Origin of the sequence: uncultured Rhodospira sp., from assembly GCF_937138205.1 — a bacterium.
Lineage (GTDB): Bacteria > Pseudomonadota > Alphaproteobacteria > Rhodospirillales > Rhodospirillaceae > Rhodospira.
Map to the genome: position 1 here is coordinate 1 of NZ_CAKZOT010000095.1, position 23,957 is coordinate 23,957.

The following is a 23,957-nucleotide window of genomic DNA, read 5'->3' on the forward strand; positions in this document are numbered from 1 at the left end:
GCGACAGCGAGATGATGAGGTCGAAGTTCTCGTCCTCCAGGTCCTCGAACGCGCGCGGGCGGTGGCGGGTCAGGTCGACGCCGATCTCGTCCATGACGGCGATCCCGAAGCCGTCGGGCTCGCGCGGGCGCACCCCGACCGAGTCCACCCAGATCGTTTGGCCGTGGTAGCGCCGCAGCAGGCCCGCCGCCATGGGCGAGCGCAGGCTGTTGTGGGTGCAGGCGAACAGCACCGTGCCGGGCAGGGCAAGCGGCGCGGCCACCGGCGTCATGCCTTGATGTGCAGCACGCAGATCAGCGTGAACAGGCGCCGCGCGGTGTCGTGGTCGATGCTGATCTTGCCGGACAGGCGTTCCATCAGCAGATCCCCGCCCTCGTTGTGCAGGCCGCGCCGGCCCATGTCGATGGACTCGATGCGCGACGGCGAGGCCCCGGACTTGATGGCGCCGTAGTAGCTCTCGCACACCATGAAGTAGTCCTTGACGATGCGACTGAACGGCCGGGTCGACATGAGAAACCGGTGCAGGGGCCGGTCGTCCTCGCTGCGCACGTCCAGCACCAGGCGGTCGTCCTCCAGACTGAGGCGCAGCATGTACGGCCCGCGCGCGCCCTTCAGCCGAAAGCGGTTCTCCTCCAGCAGGTCGAAGATGGCGACGGTGCGCTCGTGCTCCACCTCGGGGCGCCGGCGCACCAGGGTCGTTTCGTCCAGGCGGACATCCACCAGGCGATGATCGGGGCCGAACCCGTCGCTGGCGCCGCCGCCCAACACCATGGGTCAGATCGCGTCCGCTGGCCGCGCGCGCGGCATGTTGAGGCGGATGGCCACCGACAGGCCGTGCGCGCCCAGGCCCTCGGCCTCGGACAGGCGCACCGCCGCCGGGCCGATGGTGGCCAGGGCGTTGGCGTCGCAGCCCAGCAGCGTCGTGCGCTTCATAAAGTCCAGCACGCCCAGGCCCGACGAGAAGCGGGCGCCGCGCGAGGTGGGCAGCACGTGGTTGGGGCCGCCGACGTAGTCGCCCACCGCCTCCGGCGTGTGGCGGCCCAGGAAGATGGCGCCGGCATGGCGCACCTGGGCGGCGAGGGCGTCCGGGTCGGCCACCGCCAGCTCCAGGTGTTCGGGCGCGATGGCGTCCACCAGCGGCGGGGCCTGCTCCGCCAGATGCTCGACCACGATCACGGCGCCGTGCCGCGCCCAGCTTTCGGCGGCGATGGCCGAGCGTGGCAGGGTGCGCAGGTGGCCGTCCACCGCCTCGGCGACGGCCCGGGCAAAGGCCGCGTCGTCGGTGATGAGGATGGACTGGGCCGCTTCGTCGTGCTCGGCCTGGCTGAGCAGGTCGGCGGCGATCCAGGCCGGATCGTTGTCGCGGTCGGCGACCACCAGGATCTCGGACGGGCCGGCGATCATGTCGATGCCGACGGTGCCGTAGACCTGCTTCTTGGCCGAGGCGACGTAGGCATTGCCGGGGCCGACGATCTTGTCCACGGGCGCGATGCTCTCCGTGCCGTAGGCGAGGGCACCGATGGCCTGCGCGCCGCCGATGCGAATGATCTCGTCCACGCCGGCCAGGCGGGCGGCGGCCATCACCAGCGGGTTGATCACCCCATCCGGCGTCGGCACCACCATGGTCAGGCGGTCGACACCGGCCACCTTGGCCGGGATGGCGTTCATCAGCACCGACGACGGATAGGCCGCCGTGCCACCCGGCACGTACAGCCCGACAGCGTCCACCGGTGTATGGCGCTGTCCCAGACGCACGCCGACCGGATCGGTGAAGGCGATGTCGCTGGGCCGCTGGTACTCGTGAAAGCGGGTGATGCGTTCGGCCGCCGTGTTCAGCGCCCCCAGGGTCTCCGGATCCACCCGCCCGGCGGCGGCGTCGATGGTCTCGTCGTCCAGCCGCAACGTGTCCGTGGTCAGATGCACGCGGTCGAAGCGCTGGGTGTACTCGATCACGGCGGCGTCGCCGCGCTCGCGCACGTCGGCCAGGATGTCGGCGACCACCGGGTCGACACTGGTGTCGAAGGCCGCGCGTGCGGCCAGGAGCCCAGAGAAGGCCTCGTCGAAGTCGGGGTCGGCGGTGTTCAACTCAACGGGCATGGCTGACGATCTCGGAAATGGCGTCGATCCAGTGATTCAGTTCGGCGGCCCGTGTTTTCAGGGCGGGGCGGTTGACGATCAGCCGCGATGTAATATCGGCAATGTGCTCCACCTCCACCAGTCCGTTGGCGCGCAGGGTGCTGCCGGTCGAGACCAGGTCGACGATGCGCCGGCACAGGCCCAGCGCGGGCGCCAGTTCCATGGCGCCGTTCAGCTTGATGCACTCGGCCTGCACGCCCCGGGCCGCGAAGTGGCGGCGGGTGACCTCTGGATATTTGGTGGCGACGCGGACGTGTGACCAGCGTCCCGGGTCATCCTCGCCGCTCAGCGCCTCCGGCTCGGCCACCGCCAGACGGCAGGCGCCGATGCCCAGGTCGAGCGGCGCGTACAGCTCCGGATAGTTGAACTCCATCAAAACGTCGTGACCGCAGATGCCCACCTGCGCGGCGCCGAAGGCGACAAAGGTGGCGACATCGAACGACCGCACTCGGATCAGGTCAATATGGGGATGGTTGGTGCCGAATCTCAGGGCACGCGAGGACGGATTGTCGAAATCGGGGTCGGGTTCGATGCCGACGGCGCGCAGCAGCGGCATGGCCTCCGACAGGATGCGGCCCTTGGGCAGGGCGATCACCAGGGGATCCGGGGTCATGGAATGGCTCGGCAGGTGGACGGGCGCGGCCTGTGTAGCATGGGTGAATGGCCGGACGCCACGGTCCCGCGCCGCTTCGCGGTCGGCGCCGCCAAGGGCCCGGGCCGTTACTGGGCGCTGACGAACTGGCCCATCGCGACCACCGCCATGAAGCCCAGCCCCAGCATCCCGGCGGCGGCAATGGCGATGACGGCGTAATGCCACATGCTCAGCACCGGCGGCGACTTCGAGGTCGGTTTCAGCGCTTCCTCCAGCGCCGCCATGCGCGCGTCCATCTGTTTCGCGGCCTCCGGCTTGTCGTCGGAGAGCGAGGCGCGCAGCGTCCGCAGGCGGTCCAACTCCAACTCGTTTTGGTGGCGTGTACGCATCCGCAGTTGGTCGACGGTCGACATGGCCATGGCTCTGCTCCGGAACAGATAAGGACAACACCGCCCATGGGATGGGCCTCGGTGCGGGGGGCGAATGCCGCCGGATCGCGGCTGACGGAACGGCGCAGGGATCATACCCATGCCCGTCGTCCGGTTCAAACCCCGGGTCTTCAAATATATCATCAGGAGTGGGGGTGCGACCGCGTGACGCGCGGCGACTGTCAAGTGCTCGGCAAGGCGGGCGCCGTGGCCTCGCTCTCGGCGCCGTTGGCCAGGGTCTTGGTCAGTTCGAACACGCGCTTGCGCACCTGGGGATCGCCGATCCTGTAATAGGCGCGCACCAGTTCCAGCGTTTCCCGGCGCGTCAGGGGGTCAACACCGCCGGTGACCTCCGGTTCTTGCGCGGCGTGGATCATGTTCCGGGGGCTCAGGTTGGAGACGCCCTCGTCCATGTCGTCGAAGAAATAGCTCATCGGCACGTCCAGCACGCGGCTGATGTCCCACAGCCGGCTGGCACCGATGCGGTTGGCGCCGCGCTCGTACTTCTGCACCTGCTGGAATGTCAGCCCGATGGCCTCGCCAAGGTGTTCCTGGCTCATGCCCAACAGGGTCCTGCGCAGCCGCACACGGCTGCCCACGTGCACATCGACAGGGTTCGGGTGTCCCGAGGGCGTTCGCCCGCGATTGGAACGTCGCGGTCGTCGTCCTGTTTCTTCCGCCATGGAATCTTGCCTTGATCGACTCGTGTCGCGGGTCACACGCCTAGGGCGATGCGGCCAGAAAACGCATCCTTCGTATATGACCTTAGTCAAGGGGGACCGAGGCGTCAACGAAAACCTGTAGCATTCTGCAAGTGGGGCGGCGGTTTCTACTGTCAGTCGAAAGTGCGTCCTCTGACGATTTCAGCGACGCGAGTGGCGGCGCCGCTGGCGATTTGTTGCGAAGACTGCGATGACAAGAGCGAGTGCGGCGGCGAGGGCTGGCAGATGACCCCATCGCGCGAACGGGGTGGGCGGCAACGCGGCCGGAAGGGTCGTGTCAAGAATCCCGCGTTGGCCGAGGCTTAGCCGCGCCGCGACCCGTCCCAGAGGGTCGACCATTCCCGAAATCCCGGTGTTTGCCACGCGGGCCAGGGGCAGGCCCTCCTCGACCGCCCGCAGGCGCGCGGTGGCGAAGTGCTGGAACGGTCCGGAGCTGAGTCCGTACCAGCCATCGTTGGTGACATTGACCATCCAGGCCGGCCGGGCGCCGGCGTCAACAACCTGTCCCGGGAAGATGACCTCGTAGCAGATCAGCGGCGAGACCGGGGGCAGGCCGGGGATGCGCAGGGTGCGCGGACCCTTGCCGAAGGAGAAGTCCATCCGCCCCGGCGTGACCTTGTCGACCGGCAGGATATCGCCAAACGGCACGTATTCCCCGAACGGCACCAGGTGGAACTTGTCGTACAGGGCGACGATCCCGCCCGCCGCGTCGAGCGCATAGAGGCTGTTCCAGGCCTGCAGCGGCGTTTCGCCGCGCGGCGTGAGGCGCGGCGCGCCGGTGATCAGGACACCGCCCGTCGGCGCGCCGTCGGCGGCCAGCAGGCGGTGGTTCATGTCGACATTGAGCGCGAAGGCGGACGCGGTCTCCGGCCAGATCACGGCCGTCAGATCGTCGAAGCCCGGCCGGCGGCTCAGGACGACATGGTCGAGCAGATTGACCTCGCGCAACGCCGGGTCGAGCTTTTCGGCCTGCGTCAGAGCCGGCTGCACCAGACGCAGGCGCGTGTCGGGAACCGTGCCGGGGTCGACGGTGGCGAGGCGCCAGGCGCCCCAGCCGGCCGGCGCCAGCAGCCCCACGGCGGCCCCGGCCAGCACCAGGGCTTTGACGCGCCGGCGCACCGCGTCTCCCAGCACCGCCGGCGCCGCCAGCGCCAGCACGGTCAGGCCGCTCAGGCCCAACGCGCCGATCACGCTGGTGATCTGCAGCATGGGCAGCGCGGGCATCCAGACCGTGGCCAGCATGTTCCATGGAAACCCGGTCGCCACCCACAGGCGCAGCCATTCGCCGAGCACCCAGGCGGCGGCCAGCACGGCGATCCGCGCCGGCCGTCCCGGTTGCCAGAGCGCGCCGGCCAGCAGGGTCACGGCGCCGATGAACAGCGCCAGGAAGGCGCTCAGGCCGACCACGGCGAAGGGGATCATCCAGCCGAAGCGGGCGGCGTCGACCAGCAGGGCGTGGGCGATCCAGTACAGGCCGGCGACGAAATACCCCAGCCCGAACCACCAGCCGACGGCGAAGCTGCCGCGCAGGCGTCGCTCGACGCCGTCCAGCAGCCAGACGAGCCCGACCAGCGCCACCGCAAGCAGGGGCACGGCATGGACCGGTGGAAGCGCCAACACCGCGACGGCGCCGAGCAGGAAGGCGGTGCCGTGACGCCGCCAGCCGCGCAGCCGGGCCACGGCGCCCGCGAGGTGGGCGATCACGGGCCGTCGGGTCCGATGGAGGCGACCGGGCCCGGGCCGGTCGGCAGATTGCGCAGGCGCAGCCGCTTGATCCGACGGGGATCGGCATCCATGACCTCGAACTCCATGCCGCTGTCATGGACGATCAACTCGCCCCGGCCCGGCACCCGGCCGGCCAGCCGGAACACCAGCCCGGCCAGGGTGTCCGTTTCCTCGCGTTCCTCGTCGCTGAGGAAGGCCCCGAACCGCTCCTCGAAATCCTCCAGATCAAGGCGCGCGTCGGCCACGATGGAGCCGTCCTCGTGCACGGTCAGTTCGGGATCGGATTCGACGTCGTGTTCGTCCTCGATCTCGCCGACGATCTGCTCGATCAGGTCCTCAATGGTCACCAGGCCGTCGATGCCGCCGTATTCGTCCACCACCAGGGCCAGATGCGAGCGTTTCAGGCGCATTTCCAGCAACAGGTCCAGGACCCGCATGGACGGCGAGACGAACAGCACCGGCCGGACGAGCGTGGCAAGATTCGGGGCCTCGCCCCGATAAAGGTGCGGAATCAGGTCCTTGATGTGCACCATGCCCAGGATGTTGTCGAGCGTTTCCCGGAAAACGGGCATCCGCGAGTGGCCCTTGAGGGCCATCAGGTCGGCGATCTCGCTCAGGGTCGCGCCCTCGCGCAGGGCGACGATGTCGGGGCGCGGCACCATGATGTCGTCGGCCGTCGTGTCGCGCTGATGCAGGACGTTGGTGATCAGCAGGCGTTCGTGCGCGTCGATCGGCAGTTCGGCGTCGTCGCGCTCCTCGATGATCTCTTCCAGCGTATCGCGGACCGAGGAATCGCCGTTGGTGCGCACCCGCGAGAGCAGGGTGCGCAGCCAGGTGCGAAGGGGCTCGCCGCCGGATTCGCTGGCGTCGCGCGGCGTGGCCTGCCGGGCCGGGCGATCGGTGTCGCGGGGCGATGCGGGGGCCGGGTCGCCCGCGCCCGCGCCAGTACTGTTTCCGGCGTGCGGCGGGGAACCCGGCGGGCTACTCGGGGTCGGGTCGTTCATGGTCTCCAGTCCCAGAACCCGGGGGGTCGGGCGTGACATCGGCGCCGTCGGCGCCGTCATCCGGCCGGTCGGCGTAGGGGTCGGCGATGCCCAACGCGGCCAGGATACGGGTTTCGAGGCGCTCCATACGGCGGGCCTCGGCGTCCTCGATATGATCATGCCCCAGCAGGTGCAGGACGCCATGCACCACCAGGTGACTCAGGTGATCGGCCAGGGGCTTGCCGTCGCGGGCCGCCTCGTCGCGGGTGGTCTCAAAGGCGATGATGACGTCGCCCAGCGTTTCCGGCTCGTCGTCGTCATTGTCCGGGCCGTCCGTGATCGGCGGCAGGACGTGGCCATCGGCGTCCTCCAGGGCGGCGAACGACAGCACGTTGGTCGGCTTGTCCTGGCCCCGGAACGCGCGGTTGAGCTCCTGGACGCTGGCGTCGTCCTCAAGCGCGACGCACACCTCGAACGGCCGGTCGAGCAGGACCAGGCCGGCCGCCGACGATCCCGGCAGGCCGCCCACGAGCGCCGCGCGTGCCGCGTGCTCACAGACACCCTCGACCCCGCGCACCGCCTTGCGCCAAGCCGGCGCCTCGACGACCACGTCGATAGCAATATTATAAGCGGGTTTGTTGGCCGTCATCGGCGGTGCGATCCCCTGCCATCCGTCGAGCCCGGCCCGGCGCCATCGTCGGCCGTGGTCGCCAGGCGCCGGTCGCGGGCGTCATAGGCCTTGACGATCCGGGTCACCAGATCGTGGCGCACCACGTCGCGGTGAGTGAAGTGGCACACGGCCACGCCGTCCAGCCCGTCCAGCGTTTCCAACGCGTCGCGCAGGCCCGAGCGGGCGCCGAGCGGCAGGTCGATCTGTGTCATGTCGCCGGTGACCACCATGCGGGAGTTCTCGCCCAGACGGGTCAGGAACATCTTCATCTGCGTCGGTGTGGTGTTCTGCGCCTCGTCGAGAATGATGCAGGCGTTGGCCAGTGTGCGCCCGCGCATGAAGGCGAGCGGCGCCACCTCGATCTCCGCCGCCTCCAGCCGGCGCAGAACCTCGTCGCCGGGCATCATCTCGTACAGCGCGTCATACATCGGCCGCAGGTAGGGATCCACCTTCTCGCGCAAGTCGCCGGGAAGAAAGCCCAAACGCTCCCCCGCTTCGACCGCCGGGCGCGACAGGATCAGCCGGTCGACGGCCCCCGACAGCTTCAGGGCGACGGCATGGGCAATGGCCAGATAGGTCTTGCCGGTGCCCGCCGGCCCCAGGCCGAACACCAGTTCGTGGCGCAGCAGGGCATTGATGTAGCGCGCCTGGCCGGGCGAGCGCGCCTCGATCACCCGCTTGCGGGTGCGCAACGCCGGCGCCGGGTCGGCCGCGCCCGTCTCGTCCTGGCCCATGCGCACGGCCGCGTCCACGTCCGCCTTGGTGACGTCCCGCCCGGCGCGCGCGCGGGCATACAGGGAATCCAGAGCCCGCACCGCGACGGCCACATGCGGGGCCGGCCCGGCCACGGTCACCTCGTTGCCCCGGGTGGGCAGGGAGACGCCGAGGCGGGCTTCCAGTTGGTCCATGTTCTCGCTGCCCGGCCCGAACACCACCTGAAGGGCGCCGTTGTCCGCGTAGGTGCGGATCTCCTGCACCATGGCATCGTTCACGCGCTGGCCCTCTCCGGCAGGGTGCCGTCGCTGGTCTCGACCAGTCGTCCGGCCAGGCTGTTCGGCTGGCCCTGGTCGATGCGCACGCGCTGGACCGTGCCCATGAGGCGTTCGGGCGCGGTGACGTGGACCGGCTGCATGAAGGGGCTGCGGCCGACGAGCTGGCCCGGATGCTTGCCCGGCCGGTCGAACAGCACGGCCATCTCCAGCCCCTCGCAGCGCCGGTTGAAGGCGATCTGCTGGGTGTTGAGCAGGTCCTGCACGCGGGCCAATCGCTCGGCCTTGACCGGCTCCGGCACCTGACCGGGCATGGCGGCGGCCGGCGTGCCGGGGCGGGCGCTGTACTTGAACGAATACGCCTGGACGAAGCCGATCTCGTCGATCACGTCCAGTGTCCGCTGAACCTCCCGGTCGGTCTCGCCGGGGAAGCCGACGATGAAGTCCGACGACAACGCCAAGTCCGGCCGGGCCGCGCGCAGGCGGTCGACGACGCGCCGGTAGGCGTCGACGTCGTGGCCCCGGTTCATGGCTTTCAGAATGCGGTCGGCACCCGCCTGCAGCGGCAGGTGCAGGAACGGCATCAGCGCCGGCACCTCGGCATGGGCGGCGATCAGGTCGTCGTCGACGTCGCGCGGGTGGCTGGTGGTGTAGCGCAGCCGGTCCAGTCCGTCGATCTCGGCCAGCGCGCGGATCAGCCGCCCCAGGCTCCAGGTCGCGCCGTCCGGCCCCTCGCCGTGGTAGGCGTTGACGTTCTGCCCCAACAGGGTGATCTCGACGGTGCCCTGGGTCGCCAGCGCGCGGGCTTCGTCGAGGATGTCGGCCACCGGACGGGAGTACTCCGCGCCCCGCGTGTAGGGCACGACGCAGAAGGTGCAGAAGCGGTCACAGCCCTCCTGGATGGCCAGGAAGGCGGCCGGCCCGCGCGGCCCCGGGGCGGGCAGATGGTCGAACTTGGGCTCGGCCGGAAATTCGGTGTCGAGTTGCGCCCGGCCGGCGCGACTCAGGCGAGCCACCATTTCCGGCAGGCGGTGATAGGCCTGCGGCCCGAGAACCAGATCGACAAAGGGCGCGCGGGCGAGGATCTCCTCGCCCTCGGCCTGGGCGACGCAGCCGGCGACGCCCAGGATCATGCGGCCCGCGCCGCGCGCCTCGCGCTGTTCGCGCAGCTGGCGCAGGCGGCCCAGTTCAGAGAACACCTTCTCCGACGCCTTTTCGCGGATGTGGCAGGTGTTGAGCAGGACCATGTCGGCCTCGGCCGGGTCCTCGGTCAGGGCATAGCCAAGCGGCGCCAGGACGTCCGCCATGCGGGCGGAGTCGTAGACGTTCATCTGGCACCCGTATGTCCTGATGCAGAGTGTCCTGGTCGCCAAGGCGAGTCGCGCGCGCGGCGCCGGCCGCGTCCCTGATCGTCTCCGGTGGTTTGCCCCCCGTTGCGGTTAGGGTGGGCAGGCCCGGCGGGGATGTCAAGGCGCGGTTCGGTGATTGCTCTCGCCCGCCATCAACCGTTCCACCACGGCATCGACGTTCCCGCCCTCGTACAGGTACGAGGCGACTCCGGCGGCGCGGCCGGCCTCGACGTCGCGCATCCGGTCGCCGAGCATGAAGGACCGGCGCACGTCCACCGGGTACTCGGCCATGGCCCGCAGCAGCAGCCCGGGCGCCGGCTTGCGGCAGTCGCACTCGATCCGGTACCGGCCGATGCCTTTGGTCGCATGATGCGGGCAGTAATAGAACGCGTCCACGTGCGCGCCCTGGCGCGCCAGATCGGCCGCCATCCAGTCGTGCAGGCGGTCGACCGCTGCCTCGTCGAACAGGCCGCGCGCGACGCCGGACTGGTTGGTCACCACGAACACCCACCATCCGGCCTCGTTCAGCCGCCGCAGGGCCTCCACCGCGCCGTCGAGCCAGGTGATCTGGTCCGGCCGGTGGCCGTAGTCGACGTCCACGTTCAGGGTGCCGTCGCGGTCGAAAAACGCGGCCGGGCGGGCGAGGGGGTCCGTCATGGGGCTGTTCCCGTCATCTGATGCAGAAGGGCGACCTGTTGGCGGATGCAATCGGGCTGGTCATAGCGCTCCACGACCGTTTGCCGCGCCGCCGCGCGCAGCGGTGCCAGCTCGCGCTGGCGCTCCAGCGCCTCCACCACCTGCCGGGCGAGCGCGGCCGGATCGTGGAACGACACCAGCAGGCCGTTCTCGCCGGGCGCGATGACCTCGCGCACGGGCGGGGTGTCCGAGCCGACAATCAGGCACCCGCAACTCATGGCCTCCAGCATCGACCACGACAGCACGAAGGGATAGGTCAGGTACACATGCACCGCCGAGACCTGCAGCACCCGGCGGAAGGTGTCATAGGGGACGCGGCCGGTGAAGATCACCCGGTCGGCCGGCAGCGGCACCTCGGCCAGCATGTGTTCTCGCCATGTTTTGTGCGCGGGCGGGGCGGACCCATAGCTGACGTCGTCGCCGCCGACGATGACCACGCGGGCGTTTGGTCGGGCCTCCAGGATCGCCGGCAGCGCCCGCATGAGGATGTGGAAGCCGCGATAGGGCTCCAGGTTGCGGGCGACGTAGGTGACGACCTCATCACCGGCGTGCAGGACGATGCCGTCGCCCACCGTCACGCTGGCCGCTGGGTCGGGCGTGAGCGCCTGGGTATCGATTCCCTCGTGAATGACGTTGATGCGGTCGTGAAACACGGCCGGATGGACGCTCTTCTGCCAGTGGGTCGCCGTCATGGCGCGGTCGCAGGCCAGCAGGGACTGCAACAGGTGGGTGCTGCGCATCCGGGTGCGGGCCGCCGTGTCCAGCGGCAAGGGGCCGTCCTCCTCGAACCCCACGTCGGCGCCCTGGGCGGTGTAGTAGAACTCGCTGTTGAGGAGCAGCGGCACCGAGGGGAAGACATCCTTGACGAACAGCGCCTCGCCCCAGCCGGAATGCGCGACGATCAGGTCCGGCCGGCCCAGCGTACCCCGCAGGGTCACCAGGATGCGGGCCACCGCCTGGCCGTACAGGACGGCCCTTTCCGTGCGCACCAGATAGGGGTGGATGCCCTTCGTGACGTCGCGGTGCAGTTTATAGGGCAGCACCCGCGCGCCCGGGATCGGCCGATCCGACCGCGCGCCGATGAAGATCACGTCATGACCGCCCTGCGCGGCCAAGTGCCGGACCATGTGACGGAACTGCCCGGGCAGGTTCTGGTGGATGAAGATGATCCGCATGGCAGGTGACTTCTTAACGACCCAGGAACGCCCTGTAACCCGGCGGACCGGGACGATAGACTGCGCGCACACCAAGCGTGTCAACCGGATTGGCGAACAGCATGACACGAGACCACCGATGCGGTACCGCGCGGATGAGCCCCGCCGATGCCTGAGCCCGAGCCCGTGCCCCAGCCGGCGGTGTCCGCCGTCGTCGTCTTCTACGGCGGCGACTCCCTGCGGTCGGTGCTGGAGGCCCTGCTGGCCCGGCCCGAGGTGGCCGAAATCATTCTGGTCAACAACCGCGCCGATCCGCCTTGGCCGCCCGGGACGGAGGATCTGACGGCCGCCGCGCCGGGGCGTCTGCGGCTGATCCACGGCCAAGGAAACGTCGGTTTCGGCGCCGGCTGCAACCTCGGTGTCGCCGAGGCGCGGGGGCGTCTTGTCCTCCTGCTCAATCCCGACTGCCTGCCGGAGGCCGAAACCCTGCCGCGCCTGCTGGTTCTGGCGGCCGGCCAGCCGGACGACGCCTGGGTGATCGGGCCGCGTCTGCTCAACCCGGATGGGTCCGAGCAGTCCGGCGGGCGGCGCTACGCCGGCACGCCCGGGCAGTGGCTGGGGGAGGCGCTGGGCGGCCGGATTGCTCGGGTGAATCGCCACCGGGAGCCGCTGCCGACGGCCGATCTGGTGGAGATGCCGGCGGTCTCCGGTGCGTTCATGCTGCTGCCGGCCGCCTTCTACCGGCGTTTGGGTGGGTTCGACGAGGCGTATTTCCTGCACTTCGAGGACCTGGCCTTGTGCCGCGCCGTGTGGCGGGCGGGCGGCCGCGTGCTGTTCGCGCCCCACGTCACGGCGACCCACCTGAAGAGCCGCTCGCCGGTGTCGGGGCTGTTCGTCACCCGGCACAAGGTCCGGAGCTTCCGCCGCTACCTGTTCACCGAGTTCGCGCCCGAGGGTGTGCCCCGCTGGCGCCTGTGGGCGGTGTGGGCGGTGTTGTCGGCGGCCCTGTTGGCACGGACGGTCTTGGCCGGGCCGTGGAGAGGCGATCGCGGGCGGACCGGGGATCACACTCCCTGATGGCGGCGCCTCAGCGGTTGCCCCCGACCTGATCCTCGCCGTCCTCGATGCGGCGGCGGCGGTGCATGGTCAGACCGATCTCGTCCAGCACCGCCTGGTCCTTGCGGGCCAAGTCCTGCGCCGCGCGTAGATCGCGGGCCTCCTGTGCCAGTTCATAGGTCTTGCGGCGGCGGAACAGTTCGCCGAGCGTCTCGCGCATCTCGGCGATGCGCGTGCGCACGTCCTCCAACTCGCCCGCCAGGGCTTCCTTGCGCTGCCGGTGCGCGGCCAGGAAGGCGCCCAGGGTGTAGGCGGCCTCCGGGTGGGCGTTTGCCAGCCGTGATTCCCGATCCAGCGCCGCGTCGAGCGCCCGGTCCCGGGCGACGAGCGTCGCCTCCTCGCGCAGCAGCACGCCGAGCTGACGGCGCAGCTCGTCGATCTCCAGCTTGTTCAAGCGAATGATGGCGTGCAGGTCGCCCTTGGCCATGGTGGCCCTTGTTGCAAGTTATTGATGAGCGCTAGCCGGACCGCGAGGCGGTCAGGATGGCGGCGATGCGCCGTTCCGCCTGCGCGCCGGTCAGCACGCCGTCCCGGTCGGCCGGATCGGCGCCGGCCGGGGTGGCAACCCGAAGGGCGGCGGTGGTGGTCTCGGTTTTAGCCGCGATGTGCACCGCGCGGAAGGCGCCGCGCGCCACCGGTGCCAGCGTGGGGATATCGGCCCGCGCCGCCCGCCACGTCACCGCCGAGCCGGTGCGGGGCGGCTCGGCCGGGGTGGTGGCAGGCACCGGCGCTGGTGGCGGAGCAGGGACCGGCGCGGCCTCCGCTGGCGCCCGGGATCCGGTGATCTCGTCGAGCAGCGCCGCCATCGCCAGCGCCGACGGCCCCGGCAGGTCGAGTCCCTGCGTCGCGCCGGCCTCTTCCACCGCCTGGGTCGCGGCCAGCACCCGGGCGATGGCCGATTCGGCGGCGTGCATGTCCTCTGTTGGCGGCGGTGCGGTGGGCGGGGGCGGCGTGGCCGCGGCCACCCGTGTTTCGCCGTCGGGCGCCGGCGCCTCTGGCGTGGCCGGCGCGGGGCGCGCCCCTGGCGGCAGGGGAGGCTCGCCCTTTGCGAGTCGAGTCCCGCCCATGTCCTCGGCCCCCCGGGACGCGGGCCGCGTGCCGGGCGGGAGCGGGGTCGCCGCGCGGGCGAGCAGCGGCACCCCCATGTCCTCGGGTGCGGGCGGGATCGGTTTCGCCCCGGGCGGACGCGGCGCCGGACCCTGGGCCAAGTCGGCCACGGCCTGGAAGCCCCGCATCGCCTGGGTGATGGTGCCGTGCAGCAGCCGGTGCACCTCGTCCAACGTGCGCGGCCGGCCGTGCGCGCGGAACAGGCCGGGGTTGGCGGCCGCCGCCTCTGGCAGCACGCGTTCGGCGGGCAGGTGCGGCGTGCGGGCCGCCGCCTCCAGGAACGTGACGGCGCCGCTGGGGCCGAGGAAATGGGCGAGATAGAGTTCGGTTGTCTTGGGCGGGCGGCCCAGTGCGCGGTGCAGGTGGGCCTTGTTGCTGCCGGCGTATTCGGCGGCCATCAGGGCGGACAGGCGCGGGTCCTCGCGCAGGTCGAGGATGCGGGTCTCGGCCGCCGGGTCGTCGACGCGGAACCGGCCCCGGCCGTCGACACGGATCGCGTCGGCCACCTCGTCAAGACCGTACGAACCGGCATGGCGACGCAGGATTTCCAGCCAGGTCTGGTTGGTGAACTGGAACAGGCCGCGCGCCGTGCCCCGGGCGTTGGCCGCGTCGGGGCGCAGGCCGCTTTCCTGGTTCGCCTTGGCCAGCATGTAGGTGAAGTCGACGCCGGTGCGGCGGCTGGCATCGCGGATGCCCAGCAGGACCTCGCGGCCGACGGCGCGTCCGTTGATGTGAACGGTCGCCGCCAGTTGCTGGGCCAGGTCTCGGCCCGGCATCCCCGTCGTGGCCGGGGGTCCCGCCACACCGCGCCTCCATCGGTCGGGGCCTCCCCGGGGCGCGGGGAGGGCCACAATCTCAGGAGGATGCCGGCACACCGGTGGAAAAGAGGTTAACGCCGCCGCGTAAACGACCGCAATGCGGCGCGGAATCGTCCCGTCGGCGCGGGCGCGGCGGCCCTAGAACGCCGCGCCGGAGCCGGAGCGGAACGACAGCGGCGCCGGGGACACCTCGACGATGGAGCCGTCGGGCTGGATCTCCATCACCGACAGGCCGCGTTCGACGGTGCCGTCCGGCCGGAAGCGGAAGATGCCGGCCGCGCCGCTGAACCCGGCGGCGCTGGTCAGGGTGGCGCGGTCGAAGCGCGCGCCACCGGGCGTGCGCGCCAGCACCGCCGCCAGCGCCACGGCATCGTAGCCGAGCACCGCGAGGTCGGAGGGCGGGGCGCCGAACGCCGCCTCGTACTTGCGCGCGAACGCCTGCATACTGCCGCGCGGCGGCGCCGGGAACACGCCGCCGCTCAGGGCGCTTTCGCGCCACAGGCCGGGGTCGTCCCACAGCATGGTGCCGAGGTAGCGGGTGCGCGGCGAATCGATGTCGACATAGGCCAGGGCGTTGACGGCGGCGCGCAGGCCGTCGCCGGCGTCGGGGATCAGGATGGCGTCGGCGCCGCGCAGGGCGCGCGCCGGTTCGCGCAGATCGGGATTGTCGGGCGCGTAGCCCTGAACGGCGACCACCTGGCCACCCCGGGCGGAGACTTGGCGGCGGAAGGCGTCGGTGGCCACGCGGCCATAGGTCTCCTCCGGGGTCAGGACGCCGAACAGCGAGCGTCCCTCGCCCATGGCGAAGCGGACCATGCGGTCGACCTGTTCGCGCACCAGAAAGCCCATGACCATGACGTTGCCGCCGGCGACGCCGGGGTCGGTGGTGAAGGCGACGACGTTGACGCCGGCCCCGGCGGCCACCGGGCCGACGGCGCGGGTGCTGTTGCTGTAGAGCGGACCGAGCAGGATACGCGCCCCCTGAGACAGGGCCTTTTGGGCGGCCTGGACGGCGCCGGCCGGGGTGCCGCCGGTGTCATAGGGCTGCAGGACAAACCGGCGGTCGCCCATGTCGAAGGCGGCCATCTGCGCGGCGTTCAACAGGGCCTGTCCGGTTCCGGCGGCGGCGCCGCTCAACGGCACCAGCAGCCCGATCCGCACCATGCGGTCGCCTGCGAAATCCTGCCTGACGCCGCCCGACAGCGGGGCATCCGGCGCCGGGCGGGTCAGTTCGGTGCGGGGCGGCGGCGCCGGCTGGGTCTGTGGGGGCGGCTGGGCGACGGGACGGCTGGGCGGCGGGGATCGCATCGGCGCGCAGGCGGCGAGCGGGACCGCGACGGCGAGCAGGAGGGCCAGGAACGCCAAGCGGAACCGCCGGGGCCGGGGCCAAGAGGTTGATCGTGCTGTCACCGGATGGTCTCTCCCTGCTACACGGTCCTGGGGGCGCGCGGGTGGTGGGGCCAGCCTGGCCGGCCCTGATCCACTGTCGCCGCGAGGTTTGGCGGGAAAAGGGCGGACATCGGCACCGGACGAGACGAGCATGACGACACACCCTAGCCAGGGCGAGGCGGCAGGTAAACACGACATGGCCCCCGGGCCACCCCGGGACCTTTCCCCGGGCCTGTACGTGGTGGCCACACCCATCGGCAATGCCGGGGACATCACCCTGCGGGCGCTGGAGGTTCTGCGCGGCGCCGCCGTCATCGCCTGCGAGGATACGCGGACCACCGGTCCGTTCCTGGCGCGCCTGGGGGTGTCCACACCACTGACGCCATATCACGAACACAACGCGGCGCGGCAAAGGCCGGCCCTGCTGGCGCGCCTCGCGCGGGGCGAGGTCGTGGCGCTGGTCTCCGATGCCGGCACGCCGCTGGTCAGTGATCCGGGCTACAAGCTGACGCGGGCGGCGGTGGAGGCCGGCCATGCCGTGGTGCCGATCCCGGGAGCGTCGGCGCCGTTGGCCGCGTTGGTGGCCTCGGGCCTGCCAACTGACCGGTTCCTGTTCGCCGGGTTCCTGCCGCCCAAGGCGGCGGCGCGGCGCGGTGCTCTGGCGGAACTGGCGGGGGTGCCGGCGACGCTGATCGTGTTCGAGAGCGCGCGCCGCCTGCCGGAGACGCTGGCGGCCATGGCCGAGGGGCTTGGCGGTCGGCCGGCGGCGGTCTGCCGTGAGTTGACCAAGCGGCACGAGGAGGTGCGCCGGGAGACCCTGCCCGCGCTGGCCGCCCACTACGCGGCGGCCGGGCCGCCCAAGGGCGAGGTGGTGATCGTGGTCGCGCCGCCGGCGGCCGCCGATCCGGCTGACCTGGCGCCGGAGGACCTGGACGCGCGGCTGCGGGCGGCGCTGGCGGACGGCCTCGGCACGCGCGACGCGGCCGCGCGGGTGGCGCAGGAGACCGGCGCGCCCCGCCGCGATCTGTACCAGCGGGCGCTGGCGCTGGGTGATGGGGACGGGTCGTGACGCGGCGCCCGCCCGAGGCCCGCCGGGCCGCCGACCGCGCCGGGCGGGCGGCGGAGGACTCGGCCGCCGCCTGGCTGGCGGGGCAGGGGTGGCTGATCCTCGACCGGCGCGCGCGCAGCCGGCGCGGTGACGGGGCGGGCGAGATCGACCTGGTGGCGCTGGATCGCTCAGGGGGGCGCTCGGGGGACCGCCCAAGGGACCTATCCGCCGACGGCCCGGTGGTGGTGTTCGTCGAGGTCAAGGCGCGCCGAACCCTGGAGGCCGCGCTGGCGGCGGTCACGCCGGCGCAGCAGCGGCGCCTGGCCATCGCCGCCGAGGGCTGGCTGGCCCGCCATCCCGAGTACGCCGAGGCCGGCGTGCGGTTCGACCTGATCGCCGTGGCCGAAGGCGCGCCCCCGGCGCACCTGCCCGATGCGTGGCGGCCGGAGGGGTGAACGGGGAGCGCGGGAGCGGCGGTGGCTCCTACTCCCCCTCGTCGGCGGCGGTGGCGACGGGGGCGTCGTCGTTGTCCTCCAGGCCGCCCGGACCGGTGATCAGGGACTCGGTGATCAGGCCCTCGTTGGCGCGGATGGCGTTCTCGATCTCCTCGGCCACCGCCGGGTTGTCGCGCAGGAACTGGCGGGCGTTCTCGCGGCCCTGGCCGATGCGCTGCGAGTTGTAGGAGAACCAAGCGCCCGACTTCTCGACGATGTTGGCGCGCACGCCCAGGTCGAGAATCTCGCCCAGCTTGGAAATGCCCTCGCCGTACAGAATGTCGAACTCGACCGTCTTGAAGGGCGGCGCGACCTTGTTCTTGACCACCTTGACGCGGGTCTGGTTGCCGACCGTTTCGTCCTTATTCTTGACGGCGCCGATGCGGCGGATGTCCAGGCGCACCGAGGCGTAGAACTTCAACGCGTTGCCGCCGGTCGTGGTCTCCGGGCTGCCGAACATGACGCCGATCTTCATGCGGATCTGGTTGATGAAGATGACCAGGGTGTTGGAGCGCGCCACCGAGGACGTCAGCTTGCGCAGGGCCTGACTCATCAGACGGGCCTGCAGGCCGACGTGGGCGTCGCCCATCTCGCCTTCCAGCTCGGCGCGCGGCACCAGGGCGGCGACCGAGTCCACCACCAGCACGTCGATGGCGCCGGAGCGCACCAGGGTGTCGGCGATTTCCAGCGCCTGCTCTCCGGCATCGGGCTGCGACATCAACAGGGTGTCGAGGTCGATGCCCAGCTTGCGGGCATAGGAGGGGTCGAAGGCGTGCTCAGCATCGACGAAGCCGCAGGTGCCGCCGCGCTTCTGCGCCTCGGCGACCACGTGCATGGCCAGGGTCGTCTTGCCGGAGCTTTCCGGGCCGTAGATCTCGACGATGCGGCCGCGCGGCAGGCCGCCGATGCCCAGGGCGATGTCCAGGCCGAGCGAGCCGGTGGGGATCGACTCGATCTCCACGGCCCGGTCGCGCTGGCCCAGGCGCATGATGGAGCCCTTGCCGAAGGACCGTTCGATCTGGCTGACGGCGGCGTCGAGCGCCTTTTGCTTGTCCATGGTGTCCCGGTCCACGAGGCGGAGCGCGCTTTGCGACATGAGGAGACCCCCTTATTCCACACGGCTGCGGTACGGTGCAAGGCGGGACCGTCCGCCGATCACTGACGCAACCGTACCCGATTTGTTCTGTTGTGCAAGAGAAAAGAACATGACGGGAACAAAATTGTGAGCGTCGGGCCGCGCCTTGCATCGCCCGCGCGGGGGCGGCTAGATGGCGCGCCGACCCGCCCGCTCACAGCCGCCCGGAGGACCGCCATGCCCCTGCCCCGCGTCATCCCCGCCACCGTCATCACCGGTTTCTTGGGGGCCGGCAAGACGACGCTGATCCGCCATCTGATGGCCCACGCCGGCGGCCGGCGCATCGCCCTGGTGATCAACGAATTCGGCGACATCGGCATGGACCGGGACATCCTGTCGGCCTGCGGCATCGCCGGCTGCGGCGATGACGACATCGTGGAACTGGCCAACGGCTGCCTGTGCTGTACGGTGGCGGACGAGTTCCTGCCCACCATGCAGGCGCTGATTCATCGCCCCGAGCCACCGGACCACATCGTCATCGAGACGTCCGGGTTGGCGCTGCCGAAGCCGCTGGTGCGCGCGTTCACGTGGCCGGAGGTGCGCTCGCGGGTGACGGTGGACGGTGTCGTCGCGGTGGTCGACGGCCCGGCGGCGGCGGCCGGCCTGTTCGCCGACGATCCGGAGGCGGTGCGGGCGTTGCGGGCGGAAGACGCCGCGCTGGATCACGACAATCCGCTGGAGGAGGTGTTCACCGACCAATTGATGTGCGCCGACATGGTGCTGGTCAACAAGGCGGACCTGCTCGACGCGGCGGCGTTGGAAGGCGTGGAGGCCACGGTTCGCGCCACGGTGCGCGCCGGCGTGCCGGTGCTCGCGACCCGCCACGGCGAGGTGGATCCGGCGGTGCTGCTGGGCCTGGGCATGGCGGTGGAGGACGACCTGGACGGCCGCCCGACCCATCATGACGGCCCCGAGGGCCACGACCACGATGATTTCGAGAGCGTGGCGCTGGACATGCCGGCGGTGGGCGGCGGCCATCCCGGGCCGGACGCCCTGGCCGACGCCCTGGCCCCGGTGCTGAGCGCGCATGGGGTGCTGCGGGTCAAGGGGACGCTGGAGGTGCCGGGCAAGCCCATGCGGCTGCTGGTCCAGGGCGTGGGGCCGCGCGTGTTGGCGCGGCACGACCGGCCGTGGCGCACGGACGAACCGCGCGCGGGACGGCTGGTGGCGATCGGGCTGAAGGGGCTGGACGGCGCCGCCCTGGGCCGCGATCTGGCGGCGACGGTGGCGGGCGCGTGATGGCCGGGGAGCGAGGACGCGAGGCTCGGTTGAGCGCGCCCGCTTAGCGCCGGGTGGCCTGACCGGCGGTGCGGCGGCCGGCGGTGGTCGGGGGCTCGTCCATCAGGGCGGCGTCGATGTCCATGGCCGGGGCCTCGTGACCGAACAGGATGCGGTGGGTCACGGGGTCGTAGAAGCTCATCAGCGTCTTGACAAAGGGAATTAAGGGCACGCCAAGGGCCGCCGCCCAGGCCTCGTACCGGTCCGGCGGGATGCGTCCACGCCCGGCCTCGATCTGCGAGATGAACGTGTAGTACTCCACATCCACCAGGGTGGCCATTTGGCGCTGCGAAACCCCCCGCTGCTCGCGCAGGGACTTCAGCCAACGGCCCGCCGCCCGCCGCAGTTTCTGGGCGTCCGGACCGGCGCCTTGTTGGGGATGGGAATACACGGCACGCAAGCCCCTGTGGTTTGCCCAGGTGTTGGACCGGGACACGGCCCTTTGTGGCCGCACGAAGGCGACGCGATGAAGGCGACATTAGACCGGATCCGGCCCCCCTTCAACAGTTACTGTACAGCCTGGTCGCCAACACCCGCCGGCATCATGGCCTCGGTCCGTGAGGAATGGCCATGACCCCTATATATGGCTTGACAACGACGGCGCTAGGCCCAATTCGGGGAGACCCTGGGCGGGGCGGGCGCGGCTGTGGCCGCCGCAACGGGCCGGCGCGCCAGCCCGATGCGCCGCGACTCGGGGGCGGTTTCGGGGGCCGCCGTCAGGTGATATCAGCGGTCGGCGACACCGACGTCGACCGGGGGGTGGTGTATGGGCTTGCGCCGCAGGGCTTGGGCGAGCCTGGGCTTCAGTCTTCGGCAACCAGTGGCGTGATACAACGCGACGGCAGGGAAGACGACGGCGCGGACAACGGAGCAGGCCGTGAAGCGAACGTTTCAGAGTGAGCTGGACCGCGCGTTGCGCGCCTGCCGTGGCGTGTTCATGTCCATCTTTTTCTTTAGCTTCTTTATCAACCTTTTGATGTTCGTCGCACCGCTATACATGCTTCAGGTCTATGACCGCGTGCTGGCGTCCCGCTCCGAACCGACCCTGATCGCCCTGACTGTCCTGGCCGGCGCCATGCTGCTGGTGATGGGTGTGCTGGACGCCATCCGCGCCCGCATTCTCGTGCGCACCGGCGCCCGGCTAGACAACGAGGTGGGCGGCAGCCTGTTCTCGGCGGTGTTCCGTCGCAGCGTGGTCGCGCCGGGCGGCGGCCAGGCGCAGGCCCTGCGGGACCTCGACTCGGTGCGCGAGTTCCTGACGGGGCAGGGGCTGCTGGCCTTCATCGACGCCCCGTGGGTGCCGCTGTTCCTGGCCGCCGTCTACCTGCTGCACCCGTATCTGGGCGTGGTGGCGACCGGCGGCGCGGTGATTATCTTCCTCTTGGCCCTGACCAACGCGGTCTGGTCACGCAAACCCCTGCGCGAGGCCAACACGGCCAGCATCAACGCCAACAACTACGTGACCACCAGCGTGCGCAACGCCGAGGCCATGGAGGCCATGGGCATGATGCCCGGCATTCTGCGGCGCTGGTCCGACCGCCACCGCACGGTTCTGGCGCTACAGGCCCAGGCCAGCGACCGCGCTGGCGTCATCATGTCGGCGTCCAAATCGATCCGCATGTTCCTGCAGATCGCCATCCTCGGCACCGGCGCCTACCTGGCCATCCGCCAGATCGTCAGCCCCGGGACCATGATCGCCGCCTCGATCCTCATGGGCCGCGCCCTGGCGCCGGTCGAGCAGTCGGTGGCCCAATGGCGCAACCTGACCAACGCGCGGGCCGCCTACGGACGGCTGCGCGAGCTGCTGGCCACGACCCAGGTCTCGGACGAGCGCATGGCCCTGCCGGCGCCCGAGGGACACTTGACCGCCGAGCGCGTGATCGCCGGACCGCCCGAGTCGAAGATGGTGGTGCTGAAGGGCGTGTCGTTCGCGGTCAGTCCCGGCGAGGTGCTCGGCGTCATCGGTCCCAGCGCCGCCGGCAAGTCCACGCTGGCCCGCGTTCTGGTGGGTGTGTGGCCGCCCTTGCAGGGCGATGTTCGGCTGGACGGCGCCAGCCTGGCGCACTGGGACAAGATCGCCCTGGGGCAGCACATGGGCTACGTGCCGCAGGACGTTGAGTTGTTCGAGGGCACGGTGGCCGAGAACATCGCCCGCTTCAGCGACATCGACCCCGAGGCGGTGGTCGTCGCGGCCCAGCGCGCGGGCGTGCACGATATGATCCTGACCCTGCCCGAGGGCTATGACACCCAGATCGGGGCCGGCGGCGCCGTGCTGTCCGGCGGTCAGCGCCAGCGCGTCGCCCTGGCCCGCGCCATGTACGGCGAGCCGCAACTGATCGTCCTCGACGAGCCCAACGCCAATCTGGACTCGGACGGCGAGACCGCCCTCATGCACGCGATTCGGGGGCTGAAAGACGCCGGCAAGACCGTTATTGTCATCACCCATCGCCCGACGCTGCTGAACGCCGTCGACACCATCCTGATTCTCAAGGCCGGGGTGGTCGACGCCATCGGCCCGCGCCAGGAGATCCTGGCCAAGGTGATGCAGCCCCGCGCGGTTCGCGACGAGGGTCGGCCGCCCCCGCGCGCCGTGTCCGGCGGCGACGGCGCTTCTGGCGGTGCATCAGGCATGGGTGGGGGCGCGGGCGGACGCATGGGCTAGCACCGACTCCATCCGGTCCGGGAGGATGGCCCCGGCACGACACGATCCGGGCCAGTGTGCCCGCGGCCCCAGGGGCCACCGCGTTTTGCCCTCGGTTAAGGAGACCGCCGCGCGTTATGTCAAACCAAGGCAACATCGTTCCGCTGCAGGACCGTGGCCTGCCGGCCCGCACCGGCCCGGCGACACCGCCCAGTGAGCCGGAGCCGCCCACCAACCCGCGCCCCATCATCCTGATGGGCCTGCTGGTGGTGCTCGTCATGTTCGGTGGCCTGGGCACCTGGGCCGCCACCGCGCCGTTGGACAGCGCCGTCATCGCGCCGGGCACGGTGATCGTCGAGAGCAACCGCAAGACCATCCAGCACCTGGAAGGCGGCATCGTCGACGAGATCCTGGTCGACGAGGGCGACGTGGTCCAGCCGGGGGACATTCTCGTCCGTCTGGATGCCACCCGGGCGGGCGCCGAAGCCGCCGTCACGCGCAAAAACCTCGACGAGGCGCTGGCCCTGGAGGCTCGCCTGACGGCGGAGAATCAGCGCGCCGAGCGCGTGACGTTTCCCGAGGTCCTGACCTCGCGCGCCGATGATCCCGACGTGGCCGCCGCCATGGCCGGCCAGCGCGAGCAGTTCCTGGAAAGGAAGCGCTCACTGGACGGGCAGATCGCCATCCTCAATCAGCGCATCCAACAGTTCTCGCAGGAAATCGAGGGCTTGCGGGCCCAGCATGATTCCAAGCTGCGTCAGCACGAGATCTTCAAGGAAGAGCTTGTGGGCCTGCGGGAGTTGTACGAGAAGGGCTACTACCCCCGCACCCGCATCCTGGCCATGGAACGCGAGGTGGCCGATCTGGAAGGCACCATCGGCTCGACCCTGGCCGAGATCGCCCGCGCCGAAAAGGGCATCGGCGAGGCCGAACTGCAGATCATCCAGACCCGGCAGAAGTTCCGCGAGGAGGTGGTCGCCCAACTCCGCGAGGTGCGCAACGAGATCGGCCAGTTGCGCGAGAAGCTGGTGGTGACCCAGGATACCCTGGACCGCATCGACATCCGCGCGCCTCTCGCTGGGACGGTGCAGAATATGCAGGTCCACACGCAGGGCGGCGTCATCCGCGCCGGCGATCCGATCATGGAGATCGTGCCGCTGGACGACCGCCTGGTGATCGAGGGCCAGGTCTCGCCAGTCGACATCGACGCCGTGCACCCGGGGCTGGAGGCCGAGGTCCGTCTCAGCGCCCTGAAGCTGCGCAGCACCCCGATCATCCTTGGCGAGGTGACCACGGTTTCGCGCGACCGCATCGTCGACGAGCGCCGGGAAACCGCCTATTTCCGCATCGAGGTCGTCGTGCCCGACGAGGAACTGGCCAAGCTGGGCGAACAGTCGCTCAGCGCCGGGATGCCCGCCGACATCGTGGTCAAGATCGGCGAACGGACCATGCTCGACTACATCGTCAAGCCGATCACGGACTACTTC

The 23,957-nt window shown here is 70.8% G+C and carries 23 protein-coding genes and 1 pseudogene; 6 read left to right on the plus strand and 18 right to left on the minus strand.

Translation table 11 applies throughout. The features are described 5' to 3' along the window. The 13 genes and pseudogenes from Q0309_RS13795 to Q0309_RS13855 form a co-directional block, all read right to left on the minus strand. Window positions 1-271: pseudogene (locus tag Q0309_RS13795) on the minus strand (low molecular weight phosphatase family protein); the annotation flags it as partial. Further along, window positions 268-771: a UPF0262 family protein gene (locus tag Q0309_RS13800; RefSeq protein WP_299442190.1), complete on the minus strand. Its 504-nt coding sequence runs from the start codon at window positions 769-771 to the stop codon at window positions 268-270. The pseudogene Q0309_RS13795 and the gene Q0309_RS13800, both read right to left, overlap by 4 nt. Window positions 772-774: 3 nt before the next feature. After that, entirely contained in the window at window positions 775-2,097 is a 1,323-nt protein-coding gene (hisD, locus tag Q0309_RS13805) for a histidinol dehydrogenase (protein ID WP_299442193.1), read from the minus strand. Further along, entirely contained in the window at window positions 2,087-2,749 is a 663-nt protein-coding gene (gene hisG, locus Q0309_RS13810) for an ATP phosphoribosyltransferase (protein ID WP_299442196.1), read from the minus strand. Before hisG ends, hisD begins: the two co-directional genes overlap by 11 nt. Window positions 2,750-2,856: 107 nt before the next feature. Further along, on the minus strand, window positions 2,857-3,147 hold the full coding sequence (locus tag Q0309_RS13815) for a hypothetical protein (RefSeq protein WP_299442199.1): 291 nt from the start codon (window positions 3,145-3,147) through the stop codon (window positions 2,857-2,859). A gap of 191 nt (window positions 3,148-3,338) precedes the next feature. Next, window positions 3,339-3,839: a helix-turn-helix transcriptional regulator gene (locus Q0309_RS13820; protein ID WP_299442202.1), complete on the minus strand. Its 501-nt coding sequence runs from the start codon at window positions 3,837-3,839 to the stop codon at window positions 3,339-3,341. 180 nt (window positions 3,840-4,019) lie between these two features. Beyond that, the gene (gene lnt / locus Q0309_RS13825) at window positions 4,020-5,582 is read right to left on the minus strand and encodes an apolipoprotein N-acyltransferase (protein ID WP_299442205.1); all 1,563 of its coding nucleotides are present in this window, start codon (window positions 5,580-5,582) and stop codon (window positions 4,020-4,022) included. After that, window positions 5,579-6,607 (minus strand): hemolysin family protein, encoded by a 1,029-nt coding sequence (locus Q0309_RS13830; protein WP_299442208.1) that lies wholly within the window; start codon window positions 6,605-6,607, stop codon window positions 5,579-5,581. The genes lnt and Q0309_RS13830 overlap by 4 nt, the downstream gene beginning before the upstream one ends. Beyond that, window positions 6,585-7,235 (minus strand): rRNA maturation RNase YbeY, encoded by a 651-nt coding sequence (ybeY, locus tag Q0309_RS13835; protein ID WP_366940627.1) that lies wholly within the window; start codon window positions 7,233-7,235, stop codon window positions 6,585-6,587. Before ybeY ends, Q0309_RS13830 begins: the two co-directional genes overlap by 23 nt. Then, window positions 7,232-8,236: a PhoH family protein gene (locus Q0309_RS13840; protein WP_299442255.1), complete on the minus strand. Its 1,005-nt coding sequence runs from the start codon at window positions 8,234-8,236 to the stop codon at window positions 7,232-7,234. Before Q0309_RS13840 ends, ybeY begins: the two co-directional genes overlap by 4 nt. Window positions 8,237-8,244: 8 nt before the next feature. Continuing rightward, window positions 8,245-9,618 carry a tRNA (N6-isopentenyl adenosine(37)-C2)-methylthiotransferase MiaB gene (gene miaB, locus Q0309_RS13845; protein ID WP_299442211.1) on the minus strand — a complete coding sequence of 458 codons (1,374 nt, stop codon included), beginning with the start codon at window positions 9,616-9,618 and terminating at the stop codon, window positions 8,245-8,247. Between the two features lie 93 nt (window positions 9,619-9,711). Continuing rightward, window positions 9,712-10,251, minus strand: a complete 540-nt coding sequence (locus Q0309_RS13850; protein WP_299442214.1) for an HAD family hydrolase — start codon at window positions 10,249-10,251, stop codon at window positions 9,712-9,714. After that, a complete protein-coding gene (locus Q0309_RS13855) occupies window positions 10,248-11,465 on the minus strand; it encodes a glycosyltransferase family 4 protein (protein WP_299442217.1) in 1,218 nt (405 codons plus the stop codon). The genes Q0309_RS13850 and Q0309_RS13855 overlap by 4 nt, the downstream gene beginning before the upstream one ends. Before the next feature lie 147 nt (window positions 11,466-11,612). Here Q0309_RS13855 and Q0309_RS13860 point away from each other — a divergent pair, with 147 nt between their 5' ends. Beyond that, window positions 11,613-12,521 (plus strand): glycosyltransferase family 2 protein, encoded by a 909-nt coding sequence (locus Q0309_RS13860; protein WP_299442220.1) that lies wholly within the window; start codon window positions 11,613-11,615, stop codon window positions 12,519-12,521. Between the two features lie 10 nt (window positions 12,522-12,531). Here the strand turns inward: Q0309_RS13860 and Q0309_RS13865 are convergent, their stop codons facing one another. From Q0309_RS13865 to Q0309_RS13875, 3 genes are all read right to left on the minus strand, one after another. Beyond that, window positions 12,532-12,987 carry a flagellar FliJ family protein gene (locus Q0309_RS13865; RefSeq protein WP_299442237.1) on the minus strand — a complete coding sequence of 152 codons (456 nt, stop codon included), beginning with the start codon at window positions 12,985-12,987 and terminating at the stop codon, window positions 12,532-12,534. Window positions 12,988-13,018: 31 nt separating this feature from the next. Then, window positions 13,019-14,470 (minus strand): hypothetical protein, encoded by a 1,452-nt coding sequence (locus Q0309_RS13870; protein ID WP_299442238.1) that lies wholly within the window; start codon window positions 14,468-14,470, stop codon window positions 13,019-13,021. A gap of 153 nt (window positions 14,471-14,623) precedes the next feature. Then, window positions 14,624-15,895, minus strand: a complete 1,272-nt coding sequence (locus Q0309_RS13875) for a penicillin-binding protein activator (protein ID WP_299442240.1) — start codon at window positions 15,893-15,895, stop codon at window positions 14,624-14,626. A 175-nt stretch (window positions 15,896-16,070) separates the two neighbouring features. Between Q0309_RS13875 and rsmI the strand changes: the two genes are divergently transcribed. Together rsmI and Q0309_RS13885 are read left to right on the plus strand one after the other, a co-directional pair. After that, window positions 16,071-16,943, plus strand: a complete 873-nt coding sequence (gene rsmI / locus Q0309_RS13880; RefSeq protein WP_299442257.1) for a 16S rRNA (cytidine(1402)-2'-O)-methyltransferase — start codon at window positions 16,071-16,073, stop codon at window positions 16,941-16,943. Continuing rightward, the gene (locus Q0309_RS13885) at window positions 16,940-17,377 is read left to right on the plus strand and encodes a YraN family protein (protein WP_299442243.1); all 438 of its coding nucleotides are present in this window, start codon (window positions 16,940-16,942) and stop codon (window positions 17,375-17,377) included. The genes rsmI and Q0309_RS13885 overlap by 4 nt, the downstream gene beginning before the upstream one ends. 28 nt (window positions 17,378-17,405) lie before the next feature. On the opposite strand, the gene recA is transcribed toward Q0309_RS13885, so the two are convergent. Beyond that, window positions 17,406-18,512 (minus strand): recombinase RecA, encoded by a 1,107-nt coding sequence (gene recA / locus Q0309_RS13890; RefSeq protein WP_299442245.1) that lies wholly within the window; start codon window positions 18,510-18,512, stop codon window positions 17,406-17,408. A gap of 216 nt (window positions 18,513-18,728) precedes the next feature. Between recA and cobW the strand changes: the two genes are divergently transcribed. Continuing rightward, the gene (gene cobW, locus Q0309_RS13895) at window positions 18,729-19,790 is read left to right on the plus strand and encodes a cobalamin biosynthesis protein CobW (protein WP_299442247.1); all 1,062 of its coding nucleotides are present in this window, start codon (window positions 18,729-18,731) and stop codon (window positions 19,788-19,790) included. 43 nt (window positions 19,791-19,833) lie between these two features. Here cobW and Q0309_RS13900 read toward each other — a convergent pair whose 3' ends face one another. Beyond that, window positions 19,834-20,220, minus strand: coding sequence for a helix-turn-helix transcriptional regulator (locus tag Q0309_RS13900; protein ID WP_299442249.1), 387 nt, complete (start codon window positions 20,218-20,220; stop codon window positions 19,834-19,836). A 486-nt stretch (window positions 20,221-20,706) separates the two neighbouring features. On the opposite strand from Q0309_RS13900, the gene Q0309_RS13905 reads away from it, so the two are divergent. Then, on the plus strand, window positions 20,707-22,491 hold the full coding sequence (locus tag Q0309_RS13905) for a type I secretion system permease/ATPase (RefSeq protein WP_299442251.1): 1,785 nt from the start codon (window positions 20,707-20,709) through the stop codon (window positions 22,489-22,491). Between the two features lie 116 nt (window positions 22,492-22,607). Continuing rightward, window positions 22,608-23,957 (plus strand): HlyD family type I secretion periplasmic adaptor subunit (locus Q0309_RS13910; protein ID WP_299442253.1); only part of this gene is annotated, 1,350 nt, incomplete at its 3' end.